This window comes from Methylobacterium sp. W2 (assembly GCF_020662345.1).
Lineage (GTDB): Bacteria > Pseudomonadota > Alphaproteobacteria > Rhizobiales > Beijerinckiaceae > Methylobacterium.
The window spans coordinates 33,559-45,964 of sequence record NZ_VMOA01000017.1; the positions used below are offsets into that span (position 1 = coordinate 33,559).

The 12,406-nt window shown below is 67.3% G+C and carries 12 protein-coding genes; 8 read left to right on the plus strand and 4 right to left on the minus strand.

Features of this window, described 5'->3' with window-relative positions:
- Position 1 precedes the first annotated feature (1 nt).
- Entirely contained in the window at positions 2 to 595 is a 594-nt protein-coding gene (locus FPV16_RS11680) for a Uma2 family endonuclease (RefSeq protein WP_227438353.1), read from the minus strand.
- A gap of 158 nt (positions 596 to 753) precedes the next feature.
- Here FPV16_RS11680 and FPV16_RS11685 point away from each other — a divergent pair, with 158 nt between their 5' ends.
- Complete coding sequence (locus FPV16_RS11685) at positions 754 to 1,131, plus strand: HesB/IscA family protein (protein WP_018043450.1); 378 nt, start codon at positions 754 to 756, stop codon at positions 1,129 to 1,131.
- A 32-nt stretch (positions 1,132 to 1,163) separates the two neighbouring features.
- On the opposite strand, the gene FPV16_RS11690 is transcribed toward FPV16_RS11685, so the two are convergent.
- Both FPV16_RS11690 and FPV16_RS11695 read right to left on the minus strand, forming a co-directional pair.
- A complete protein-coding gene (locus tag FPV16_RS11690) occupies positions 1,164 to 2,231 on the minus strand; it encodes a GGDEF domain-containing protein (RefSeq protein ID WP_227438354.1) in 1,068 nt (355 codons plus the stop codon).
- A 108-nt stretch (positions 2,232 to 2,339) separates the two neighbouring features.
- Positions 2,340 to 3,935, minus strand: a complete 1,596-nt coding sequence (locus FPV16_RS11695; protein ID WP_227438355.1) for a DEAD/DEAH box helicase — start codon at positions 3,933 to 3,935, stop codon at positions 2,340 to 2,342.
- A gap of 307 nt (positions 3,936 to 4,242) precedes the next feature.
- On the opposite strand from FPV16_RS11695, the gene FPV16_RS11700 reads away from it, so the two are divergent.
- From FPV16_RS11700 to bchE, 6 genes are all read left to right on the plus strand, one after another.
- Complete coding sequence (locus FPV16_RS11700) at positions 4,243 to 5,745, plus strand: NCS1 family nucleobase:cation symporter-1 (RefSeq protein WP_227438356.1); 1,503 nt, start codon at positions 4,243 to 4,245, stop codon at positions 5,743 to 5,745.
- A gap of 17 nt (positions 5,746 to 5,762) precedes the next feature.
- Positions 5,763 to 6,491: an aspartate/glutamate racemase family protein gene (locus FPV16_RS11705; RefSeq protein WP_227438357.1), complete on the plus strand. Its 729-nt coding sequence runs from the start codon at positions 5,763 to 5,765 to the stop codon at positions 6,489 to 6,491.
- A 99-nt stretch (positions 6,492 to 6,590) separates the two neighbouring features.
- Complete coding sequence (locus tag FPV16_RS11710) at positions 6,591 to 7,202, plus strand: hypothetical protein (RefSeq protein WP_227438358.1); 612 nt, start codon at positions 6,591 to 6,593, stop codon at positions 7,200 to 7,202.
- On the plus strand, positions 7,195 to 7,563 hold the full coding sequence (locus tag FPV16_RS11715; RefSeq protein WP_227438359.1) for a transcriptional regulator: 369 nt from the start codon (positions 7,195 to 7,197) through the stop codon (positions 7,561 to 7,563). The genes FPV16_RS11710 and FPV16_RS11715 overlap by 8 nt, the downstream gene beginning before the upstream one ends.
- Before the next feature lie 38 nt (positions 7,564 to 7,601).
- Entirely contained in the window at positions 7,602 to 8,312 is a 711-nt protein-coding gene (locus tag FPV16_RS11720; protein ID WP_227438360.1) for a di-trans,poly-cis-decaprenylcistransferase, read from the plus strand.
- 29 nt (positions 8,313 to 8,341) lie between these two features.
- Complete coding sequence (bchE, locus tag FPV16_RS11725) at positions 8,342 to 9,880, plus strand: magnesium-protoporphyrin IX monomethyl ester anaerobic oxidative cyclase (protein ID WP_227438361.1); 1,539 nt, start codon at positions 8,342 to 8,344, stop codon at positions 9,878 to 9,880.
- Between the two features lie 9 nt (positions 9,881 to 9,889).
- Here the strand turns inward: bchE and FPV16_RS11730 are convergent, their stop codons facing one another.
- Positions 9,890 to 10,087, minus strand: coding sequence for a hypothetical protein (locus FPV16_RS11730; protein WP_227438362.1), 198 nt, complete (start codon positions 10,085 to 10,087; stop codon positions 9,890 to 9,892).
- A gap of 132 nt (positions 10,088 to 10,219) precedes the next feature.
- On the opposite strand from FPV16_RS11730, the gene FPV16_RS11735 reads away from it, so the two are divergent.
- Positions 10,220 to 12,208, plus strand: coding sequence for a PhoX family protein (locus FPV16_RS11735; RefSeq protein ID WP_227438363.1), 1,989 nt, complete (start codon positions 10,220 to 10,222; stop codon positions 12,206 to 12,208).
- Positions 12,209 to 12,406 lie beyond the last annotated feature (198 nt).

The window sequence follows — 12,406 nt, forward strand, 5'->3', positions numbered from 1 at the left end:
CTCAGCCGGTCGGCGCCTCGCGGTGCGGGGCAAACGTCATGCCGTCATAGACGTCCGACATCGGCAGACCTGCTCCGATGATCGGAAGATCGATGGTCTCATCCATCGCCTCGAAGGCCTGCGTCACCCATGCCTCGCCATCGCGCCGATACAGTGTCGCGCTGGGCCACCGGGTCTCCACGAGGAGGATGTATGCGATCGTCGGATGGCGCTTGTACTCCTCCAGCTTCCGGAAACGATCGATGGTGCTCGTCGAGGGTGACAGTACCTCGACGACAAGCCTCGGTGTCCGGCTCTCATAGCTGTCCAAGACGAGATCGCCGCATTCCACGGTCACGTCCGGCCGGCGCAAGGTCGAGATCCCCGTGCGCAGGCCGATATCGTCCGTCGTCGGCCGACACCTGGTTCCGCGAAGCTGGCCGTGGAGGGCGGCAATGATGTTTACGGTCACGCGGTCGTGCTGCGCACTGGCACCCGTCATCATCTTCACGTGCGGGATCGGCACGCCGTCGACGAGTTCGTAGAGGAAATCCTGGCGTTGCTGCCAGTCGAAAAATTCTTCCACGCTCATCAAGCGTCGTGCCGTCTGTGCCATGAAACCCGTCCCCGGCCGATCATGATGATACCATAGTCCGAAGACCGCCGGCTGAAGCCGCATGACGACAGTGGACCGCAGCCTCCGCCATCCTTATCTTAACGCCGTACCATCATCCTCAACCGCCCGGGCCTTGAACCCGGCTGCCGGAGAGACCCATGCTCAAGAGTTTCAAGGTTCTGTCCCTGACCGACGCGGCGGCGGACCGGATCAAGGCCATCATCGCCGATGCGGAGAAGCCCATCGCCGGCCTCAGGGTCGGCGTGAAGAACGGCGGCTGCGCCGGCATGTCCTACACGATGGAATATGCCGAAGGGCGCAACCCCGGCGAGGACATGGTCGAGGATCGCGGGGTGACGGTGTTCGTCGACCCGAAGGCACTCCTGTTCCTCCTCGGCACGGAGATGGACTTCAAGACGACGAAGCTGTCGTCGCAGTTCGTCTTCAACAACCCGAACCAGACGTCGTCCTGCGGCTGCGGCGAATCCGTGGCGATCACGCCGGCCAATCCCGAAGCGCTCCGCGCGTCCGCCTGACGCCAGGAGCGGCCTTGCCCGATCGGAGGCGCTCACGCGACGGCCGTGAGCGCCTCCAACGCGACGAGGGAATCGTCCACGGTCCGGTTGCGGCCGTCACGCTTGGCCATGAACATGCACTGGTCGGCGCGCTCGAGGAGCGACACGGCGGTGTCGCCCGGGCGTGACGTGGCGACCCCAAGGGAGATCGTCACCTTGCCGAGGGATTCTCCCGTGGTCCGCTTCACCAGTTCCCGGCCCATCACGCTGGCACGGACCTTCTCGCCGATGGCGACGGCCGCGGCACGGTTGGTCTCGGGCAGGAGAATTCCGAATTCCTCCCCGCCGAAACGGGCGAGGGTGACGCGGGCCTTGAGATGCTCGCGCATGACGATGGCCACGAGCCGGAGCACCTGATCGCCCGTGAGGTGGCCGTAGACGTCGTTGAAACGCTTGAAGAAATCGACGTCGATGACGATCAGGCTGGAGGGGATCGCCTGGCTCGCGGCGCCGTCGACCATCTTGCGCAGGCTCTCATCGAAGTGCTTGCGGTTGGACAGTCCGGTGAGGGGATCGGTGAGGCTCTCCAGCCGCGTCGCTTCCAGGGTCTCGCGCAAGGTCTCGATCTCGCTGCGGCTTTCCCGCATGCGCGCTTCGAGGGTCCGGTTGCTGGCGGTGATCTCCCGGGTGGTCGAGACCAGGGTCGTGATGATCTCCCGGACGCGCGCGCGGTTCTGGTCGGACACGTCGAGGTCGTGCGACAGCGCCTGCAGGGAGGCGCCGTACTGCGCCGTCGATCCGAGGGAGAGGTCCATCACCTCCACGATGCCCTCGATCTCGGCCAGCATGTTCGCGTTCATCCGCTCGGTCGCGGCGACCAAGCGGCGGCTGTCGATGTAGGTCTCATAGAGGGAATCGATATCGGCGTCGGAAAGGCTGCCGTTCTCGGTGGTGAGCCTCTTGATCGCGTCGTTCATCAGCGGCTGCGCGCCCGACACGTAAGTGTACCAGACGGCATAGGCCTGGGGCGTCGCGGAGGAGCCGTAGTCGCGCATCAGGACGTTGGCGCGGTCGGCCAGAGCGAAGGTTCTCTCCCTGTCACCGTAGCTTCCGTGACTCATCAACCCCGTTCGCCCCCTGATCCGGCACCGATGGCCGGGGAGCGCATGTTAGCGGATGGATGGTGGAGAGGCCGTTAAAGTAGCGGGAACAGTTTGTGGATCCGCGCGTTACTTCGCCTTCTTGATCACGACCGGACGCAGCAGGAAGGCGGGTACATGCTCGCCCAGGCCCAGCGGCGTGTCCCCCTCTTCGTCGCCCCGGCGGCGGGGAGCGGGACGGCGTTCGTCGCGGCCACGGTCGGGAGCAGACTTGCGCTGCTCCGCGGCGCGATGATCCTGCGCAGGACGCGACGGCTCGCGACGGCGCGGAGCCTCCCGCGGTGTCGCTTCACGCGGTGACTCGGCCACCTCCTCGTGAGCGACGGGCTCGGCGACGACGGCCTCGGCCCGTGTGGGTTCGGAACGCCGGGCGGGCGGGCGCTCGCGGGACGACGAGCGCCGTCCCTCGGGCTTGGCCGCCTCGGAGCGGCCGCCTTCGCCACCGCGCGAGCGCCGCGCGGCATCCCCGCTGCGTCCTCGATGGCGGGTCCGGGTCTCCCCCTCTTCGACGACATCCGCCGATGGCTCGGCCAGGGTGCCGAGATCGCCTTCGGCCCAAGGGATCGGCTGGCCGATCAGGCTCTCGATGGCGGTCACCGAGCGCTCGTCGGAACGGGTCACCAGGGTGAAGGCATGGCCGGCGCGACCTGCGCGGCCGGTGCGACCGATGCGGTGGACGTAATCCTCCGGGTGATGCGGCACGTCGAAATTGAAGACGTGGCTCACCGCCGGGATGTCGAGGCCACGGGCCGCGACGTCACTGGCCACCAGCAGCGGAACTTCACCCGAGCGGAAGCCGTCGAGGGCGATCGTGCGCGCGCGCTGATCCATGTCACCATGCAGGGCCGCGACGTTGAAACCATGGCTCGCCAGCGATTTCTGCAGCAGCGCCACGTCGCGCTTGCGGTTGCAGAAGATGAGGCCGTTGTTGAGTTCGGCCTCGCCGCGGATGAGCCGGCGCAGGAGGTCGCGCTTCTCGTGGCCTTCCGAGCCCGCTGCGACCAGCTTCTGCACGATCGTCGTCGCGGTGGAGGCGGGGCGGGCCACTTCGATCCGCTGCGGGTTGTGCAGGAACACGTCGGCCAGCCGCTCGATCTCCGGCGGCATGGTGGCGGAGAAGAACAGGGTCTGGCGGGTGAAGGGTACCATCTTCACGATGCGCTCGATATCGGGGATGAAGCCCATGTCGAGCATCCGGTCGGCCTCGTCGATGACGAGGAGTTCGACGCCGGTGAGCAGGAGCTTGCCGCGCTCGAAATGGTCGAGCAGGCGGCCGGGCGTCGCGATCAGCACGTCGGCGCCCCGCATCAGCTTGGCATCTTGCTCAGCGAAGGAGACACCGCCGATGATCAGGGCCACGTTGAGCTTATGGTTCAGGCCGTAGCGGTCGAAATTCTCGACCACCTGGGCCGCGAGTTCGCGGGTTGGCTCCAGAATCAGGGTGCGCGGCATGCGGGCGCGCGCCCGGCCGTTCTCCAGCAGGGTGAGCATCGGAAGGGTGAAGGCGGCGGTCTTGCCGGTCCCGGTCTGGGCGATGCCGAGCACGTCGCGGCGTGCCAGAACGTGTGGGATGGCTTGAGCCTGGATCGGCGTCGGGTCCGTATAGCCCGCGGCCGTGACGGCCTGGAGGACCTTGTCGCTCAATCCGAGGTCGGCAAAAGACATATGCTGATGTGAACCGTTGCGCGCGGGAACTCATACCGGTCCGCGCGGAGAAGATCCGTCGTGAGCCAGGCTTCGAGGTCCGTTCGAACACTAGACCAGCCGCGCACACGCGTTGCGGGACACTTAGAGCCTTGAGGTGTCTTGTCAATCGACCACTGGCCGAGCACCCTCGCTTATCCGGTGCATACCGCACCCGACGAGATGTTAGCCGAGCGATCGGGGTACCGCCAAGCTGGCACATGCCCTGCTTGACCCGACTCTCATCGGACATGGGCTTCGGCCCTCTCGACAAAGGAGGACCGGGCCCATGTCACACAGCGCGTCGATCTCTGAGCCGGCCGCGTCCGGAGGTGCCGTCCCCACATCCCATGCCGACGTGGTGATCAAGCCCGGCTACGACGACCGCCTCACCAACGAGGATCTGGCCCCCCTCAGGAAGCAGACCTGGGGCACCTACAATTTCTTCGCCTTCTGGATGTCGGACGTCCACAGCGTCGGCGGCTACATCACGGCGGGCAGCCTGTTCTCCCTCGGCCTCGTGAGCTGGCAGGTGCTGGTCTCGCTGCTCGTCGGCATCCTCATCGTGCAATTCTTCTGCAACCTCGTCGCCAAACCGAGCCAGGTCACGGGCACGCCCTATCCGGTGATCTGCCGGGCCTCCTTCGGCGTGAAGGGCGCCAACATCCCCGCCATCATCCGGGGCCTCATCGCTGTCGCCTGGTACGGCATCCAGACCTACCTCGCCTCCAGCGCCTTCATGATCGTGGCCCTGCGCTTCTATCCGGAGCTGAAACCCTATGCCGACGTGACCCAGTTCGGCTTCGCCGGCCTGTCGAGCCTCGGCTGGGCGGCCTTCATGGCCCTGTGGGTGATCCAGGCCCTGGTGTTCTGGCGCGGCATGGAGGCCATCCGCAAGTTCATCGATTGGGCCGGCCCCGCCGTCTACGTGGTGATGATCGCGCTCGCGATCTACCTCGTGGCCAAGGCCGGCGTCTCGAATGTCGGCCTCACCCTCGGCGAGGTGAAATACCAGGGCTGGGACGCCCTGCCGGTGATGATCAACGCGGTCGCCCTGGTCGTCTCGTACTTCTCCGGTCCGATGCTGAATTTCGGTGACTTCTCACGCTACGGAAAGTCGTTTCCCGCGGTGAAGGCCGGCAATTTCTGGGGCCTGCCGGTGAACTTCATCGGCTTCTCGCTGCTCACCGTCATCACCACCTCGTCGACGCTCCCGGTCTTCGGCCACCTCATCATCGATCCGGTGGAGACGGTGAGCAAAATCGACAACACCTACGCGGTGGTGCTTGGCGCCTTCACCTTTATGACGGCGACGATCGGCATCAACATCGTGGCGAACTTCGTCTCGCCGGCCTTCGACTTCTCGAACGTGGCGCCGCAGCACATCAGCTGGCGCATGGGCGGCATGATCGCGGCCGTGGCCTCGATCTTCATCACCCCGTGGAACCTCTACAACAACCCAGCCGTGATCCATTACACGCTCGACATCCTCGGCGCGTTCATCGGCCCGCTCTTCGGCATCCTGATCGCCGACTTCTTCGTGGTGCGGAAGCAGCACGTCGTCGTGGACGACCTCTACACGATGAGCCCCACGGGCACGTATTGGTATGATGGCGGCTATAACCGCGCCGCCATCTTCAGCGTCATTCCCTCCGCCCTGGTGCCGGTGCTCTGCGCCGTCATCCCGGCCCTGGGAAGTCTGGCGAATTTCAGCTGGTTCATCGGCGTGGCCCTGGGCTTCTCGATCTATCTCGTCCTGATGCGTAAGACGGCGGTCGCGGCCAAGGCCTGACCGGAGATCGATCCCCGTTGCGCATCCTGCTGATCAACCCCAACACGACCGAATCCGTCACCGACCTCGTCGCCGGGCACGCACGGCGGGTGGCGGGCGACGCCGCCGAGTTCGTGCCAGTTACCGGGCGCTTTGGCGCCCGGTACATCGCCAGCCGTGCAGCCTCCGTGATCGCGGCCCATGCCGCCCTCGATGCGCTGGCCGAGCATGCGGAGGGCTGCGACGCGGTCTATCTCGCCTGTTTCGGCGATCCGGGGCTCGGGGCACTCCGCGAGATCTCCCCCCTTCCGGTGGTGGGGATGGCGGAAGCCTCGTGCCTTGCCGCCACGGCGCGGGGAGGGCGCTTTGCCATCGTCACCGGGGGCGCCCTGTGGGGGCCGATGCTGGAGGAATTCGTGGCGGGGATCGGCCTATCCGACAAACTCGCCGCCATCCGCACCATCGCCCCCACGGGAGACCGCATCGCCCGGGACCCCGAGGCGGCCCTGGCGGATCTGGCCGCCGCCTGCACCACCTGCGCCCTCCGCGACGGGGCGGATGTGGTGATCCTCGGCGGAGCGGCGCTCGCCGGCCTCGCCGAACGCATCCAGCCGCAGGTGCCGGTGCCCGTCCTGTGCTCGGTGGAAGTGGGCACCCGCGCGGTCCTTGCCGCCGCGATCTGCGGCTTGCCGCCGGGCCAGCCGGCGCCGTCCATCGAGAGCATCGGCCTGTCGCCAGCCCTGACCGAGCGGCTGGCGCAGGACTGAAGGCGACCCGCAGCCGGTGCCCCTGCGTGCCGGAAGGCACTTGCGGGCGGCCACCGGATCAGCTTACTTTGCGATACAAAGTTAAACTGGGAACATCGGATGTCCGATCTCGACAAGGCCCTGGCCGATATCGTGGCGATCCGCGCGCAGCTCGCCCGCGGCGACGCCTTCTGCGGGCTCGGACCCTCCGCCATCGCCGCCACGGGCATCCTCGCCCTCGGCACCGCCCTGGCGCAGCATGTCTGGCTCGACGACCCGACCGGGCAGCCGCTGCTGTTCCTCGGCGGCTGGATCGCCGCCGCCCTGGCCTCCGCCGGTCTCATCGGTGCCGAGATGCGAGCCCGTTCGCGGCGCGACCATGCAGGGCTCACCGACACGGCGATCGTGAACGCGGTGGAGCAGTTCCTGCCCGCGGGCGCGGCGGGCGCCCTTCTCGCCCTGGTCCTAGTGCGGGTCTCGCCGGACAACCTCTGGATGCTGCCCGGCCTGTGGCAGGTGCTCGTCAGCCTCGGGCTCTTCGCCTCGGTGCGGTCCCTGCCGAAGGGCGTCGCACTGCCCGGCGCCTGGTACATGGTGGCGGGCCTCGCCGTGCTCATGCTGGCGAGCACCGACCGCGTCCTCTCGCCCTGGACCATGGGCCTGCCCTTCGCCATCGGCCAGTTCCTCATGGCGGCGATCCTCTACCGTGCCCGGGAGGAGACCGATGCCTGAGGCCCCCTTCGCTTATGACGGCCTCGACCGGGTCATCCACGAGAAGGCCCGGCTCGGCCTCCTCACCTCGCTGATGGCGGCACCGAAGGGCCTCGCCTTCGGCGACCTGAAGCAACTCTGCGGCCTCACCGACGGCAATCTCAGCCGCCACCTCCAGGTGCTGCAGGAGGCCGGCCTCGTGGAAATCCGCAAAGGTCATGGCACGGGCCAGGGCGGCACGCGGCCGCTCACCACCTGCCACCTGACGCAGGCCGGGCGCACGCGCTTCCTCGATTACCTCGCCGTCCTCGAACAGGTGGTCCGGGACGCCGCCAAGGCCGCCGAAACCGCGAGCCTCCCTCTCGTCGCCCGACCGGCCTGACGCCCGAAATCCGTCTTTTTTTGCCAAGGAACTTTGTGATGCAAAGTGAACAGACACCCGGCCTGCATGTCGGGATCATCATGGACGGCAACGGGCGCTGGGCCTCGGCGCGCGGCCTGCCCCGCGCGCTCGGCCACAAGGAAGGTGTCGAGACGATCCGCCGGATCGTCGAGGCAGCGCCGAAGCAGGGGATCGGCACCCTCACCCTATACGCCTTCTCCTGCGATAACTGGCGTCGGCCGGAAGCAGAGGTCTCCGCCCTGATGGGTCTGCTCCGGCTCTATCTCCGCAACGAGGTCTCCCGATTGATGGAGAACGGCGTGCGGCTCAGCGTGATCGGCCGGCGCGACCGTCTGCCGGAAGGCCTCGCCACCGCCATCGGCCGCGCGGAGGCCGCGACCCTCGCGGGCAAGGCCCTGCATCTGCGGATCGCCGTCGATTACTCGGCCCGCGACGCCATCCTCGCCGCCGCCCTCGCCGGCGCCGGCGATCCCGGCATGACCCGCGCCGCCTTCTCGACCCTGGTGACGGGCGATGCCTGCGTTCCCGAGGTGGATCTCGTGATCCGTACCAGCGGCGAGCAGCGCCTCTCCGATTTCCTGCTCTGGGAGAGCGCCTACGCCGAACTCCACTTCACGCGCCGCCACTGGCCCGATTTCGACGCCACCGACCTCGAAGAGGCGCTCGCCGCCTACCGGTGCCGCGACCGCCGATTCGGCGGATTGGATGCCGCGTCCGCCGCCGCCTGAGAGAATCGAGACAGGAGAGAGGGGAAGCCATGCGCATCGTCCTCGTCAACGTGCCCCACCCGGCCATCGGCAGCCGCATTCCCGACGACCATCTCCCACCCCTGGGGCTTCTCGCCATCGGCGGCCCGCTCATCGACGATCGGCACGAGGTACGCCTGATCGACGGCGAGTTCGGCCCGATGGACCCGGACGCCATCGTCGCGGAGGCTCTGGCCTTCCGTTCCGATGCCGTCCTGTTCGGGCATTCCGGCTCGACCTCGGGCCATCCGGTGATCGCCGACATCGCATCTCGACTGGCGCGCTGCCGCCGGGATCTCACCATCGTCTATGGCGGGGTGTTTCCGACCTACCACTGGCGCGAGATCCTGAAGGACGAGCCCTACGTCACCGCCATCGTGCGCGGGGAGGGCGAGGAGACGGCACGACGCCTGATGGCTGCGCTCTCAGCGGGAGCGCCCCTCGCCTCCGTGCCGGGCATCGCCTTTCGCAGTGGCGACGGTCCCCATGCCACGCAGGCCGTGCCGGTGATTCGCGACCTCGACGCCTACCGCGTCGGGTGGGACCTGATAGACCATGCCCGCTACAGCTACTGGGGCGGCCTGCGAGCCGTCGTCGTGCAGTTCTCACGCGGCTGTCCGCATCTCTGCAATTATTGCGGTCAGCGCGGCTTCTGGACCCGCTGGCGTCACCGCGACCCGGTCAAGTTCGCGCGGGAACTCGCTCGGCTCCATCGCGACCACGGGGTACGGGTCATCAACTTTGCCGACGAGAACCCCACCGTCTCTAAGAAAGCGTGGCGGGTCTTCCTCGAAACGCTGATCGCGGAGGATGTCGACCTCATCCTGGTGGGCTCGACCCGCGCCGACGACATCGTGCGCGACGCCGACATCCTGCATCTCTATAAGCGCGCCGGCTGGACGCGCTTCCTCCTCGGGCTTGAAAGCACCGACGAGGCGACGCTCGCGCGCATCAGGAAGGGCGGCGCCACTACCACGGACCGCAAGGCGATCCGCCTTCTTCGCCGCCATGGCATCCTCTCCATGGCGACCTGGGTCGTCGGGTTCGAAGAAGAGACGGATCGGGATTACTGGCGCGGCCTGCGCCAGCTCCTGTCCTACGATCCAGACCAGATCCAGATGCTCTACGTGACGCCCCATCGCTGGACACCGTATTTCGGCATCGCCGCGAATCGGCGGGTGATCCAGACCGATCGTCGCCGCTGGGACTACAAGCATCAGGTGCTGGCGACTCGGCATATGGCGCCGTGGCGGGTGCTGCTGTGGTTCAAGATGATCGAGTTGGTGGTTCAGGCTCGCCCACGTGCGCTCGCGCGGGTGCTGCTCCATCGCGATGCGGGGCTGCGCCATGCCATGCGCTGGTACACGCGGATGGGGCGTCGTGTATGGCCCTATGAGATCAGGAACTTCCTGCGCGACCCGTTGGTGAAGAACGGGCCGAGTGTCGCCGAGTTCTGGGGCGATCCGCAGGAGAGCGAGGAGGAAGCCATGGTGGCGGCCCACACGGAACGTCGCCCCGGACTCGCGAGCCGCCGCTCCGATACGGCGTAACGAAAGCCTTCAAACGCAAAAGAAGAAGATTCCGAAACTCGCGAGGAATCCCGCCAGAGACACCGCCGAGAGGGCGAGGAATTTTGAGGATGCGGCCGCTCTGTCGTCGGGGCCGTCCTCAATGGGCGAGAAGGCACGGCCGGCGGCCTGAGATGCGCGGATGAGATCGTCGTGGCGGACCATGCTCAAGGCTGCGGACGGCGCCATGTCGCTCTCCCATCGCTTCGTTCTATGTGCGGAAACGCACAACCCGTGAGGTGGTTCCCGAACCCGCTCGTCATCCCCCCGCCATGTCCGGCTCTTACGATTTCCCGACCTAAGTCACAGGACGCGTTCACCATGACCGAGCCACTGCGCACCCGCTCGCAGGCCGCTGAAGACGGCGAGGATGCCGGCTCGAATCCGAGCCGAAACGCCACCTTCGGCGATGTGGTCGCCGCCCGGTTCGACCGGCGCGACCTGTTGCGCGGCCTCCTCGGGGTTGGCGCCATCGCGGCGGTGGTGACGCCCCGCGCGCTCGCCGCCGGCCCGGCCGCGCCAGCGCAGGGACAGGCGACGCCGTTCCCATTCACGGAGATCGAGGCGGGATCAGACGTGCACCATCACGTGGCCGAGGGGCACGATGCCGACATCCTGATCCGCTGGGGCGATCCGGTCCTGCCCGGCGCGCCGGCGTTCGATCCGCTGAACCAGAGTGCCGCGGCGCAGGCCCGGCAATTCGGCTACAACAACGACTTCGTCGGTTTTTTCCCGATGCCCGGCGCCGCCGACCCGGCCGCGCACGGCCTTCTCGTGGTCAACCACGAATACACCAACGAAGAGCTGATGTTCCCCGGCCTCGGCCGCCAGGACATCAAGACTGTCGCCTTCAAGGGCATGAACCGCGACCTCGTCGATATCGAGATGGCTGCCCATGGCGGCTCGGTGATCGAGGTGAAGCGCACGGACGGCAAATGGGCCGTGGTGCCGGATTCGCGATATGCCCGCCGCATCACCGTCGAGACGCCGATGGCCCTCTCCGGCCCGGCGGCCGGCTCCGACCGGCTGAAGACCACCGACGACCCGTCCGGCCGTGCGGTGAAGGGCATGATCAACAATTGCGCCGGTGGCACCACGCCCTGGGGGACGTGGCTCACCTGCGAGGAGAACATCAACTACTACTTCTCCGGCGCCCTCGCCGAGGGGTCGACCGAGGCGACCAACCACAAGCGTCTCGGCCTGCCCGGCAACGCCTATGCCTGGGGCCGCTTCCACGAGCGGTTCGACCTCGCCAAGGAACCGAACGAGCCCAACCGCTTCGGCTGGGTGGTGGAGATCGACCCGTTCGATCCCGCCTCCGTCCCGACGAAGCGCACGGCCATGGGCCGATTCAAACACGAGGGCGCCGCCGGCATCGTTGCGAAGGGAGGAGCTTACGTCGTCTACCAGGGCGACGACGAGCGCTTCGACTACGTGTACAAATTCGTCACCAAGGCGGCGGTGAACCTCGCGGACCGGCGGGCCAACCGCGACATCCTCGATTCCGGCACGCTGCACGTCGCCCGATTCGATGCCGACGGGCGCGGTGCCTGGATGCCCCTGGTGTTCGGGCAGGGAAAGCTGACCCCCGAATACGGGTTCGCGTCCCAGGCCGACGTGCTCGTCGAGGCCCGGCGTGCCGGCGACCTCCTCGGAGCCACCAAGATGGACCGTCCGGAGGATGTCGAGGCCAACCCGAAGACCGGCAAGGTCTACGTGATGCTCACCAACAACGGGAAGCGCAAACCCGGCGATGAGAACGCCGCCAACCCGCGGCCCGACAACCGCTTCGGGCATATCGTCGAACTGACCCCGGACGACGGCGACCACGCGGCCTCGGGCTTCGCCTGGGAGATCCTCGTCAAATGCGGAGATCCCTCCATCGCGGCGGTCGGCGCCACCTTCTCCTCGGCGACGACGAAGGACGGCTGGTTCGGCATGCCGGACAATTGCTCGGTGGACGGGCAGGGCCGGCTCTGGGTCGCCACGGACGGGAACTCGCCGTCGAAGACGGGGCGCAACGACGGCATCTGGGCGATGGAGACGGACGGACAGGGACGGGGCACGGGCAAGCACTTCTTCAGGGTGCCGAACGGCGCCGAGATGTGCGGCCCCTATTTCACCCCTGACGACACCACCTTCTTCGTCGCCGTGCAGCACCCCGGCGAGGCCGACGAGGAGGATCCGAAGGCCCTGCCCGCCACCTTCGAGGCGCCCTCCACCCGCTGGCCGGATTTCATCGACGGAATGCCGCCCCGCCCCGCCATCGTCGCGATCACCAAGCGCGGGGGCGGCCGGGTCGGGAGCTGACTTCACCACCGTTTCGCGGACGCTTCGCGACTCCTCCGGCTGGCCCCCGGATCACCCTTCGTTCCCGCTCCGGGCGTCCTGGGAAGGGGGCTGAACGGCAACAGGAGGAACCGACGAGCGCTGCCACCCATTCCGCCGCCCCTTTCCCGGACGCCTTGAAGTGAAGCGAAAGGCGATCCGGGAACCCGCACGGAAAGG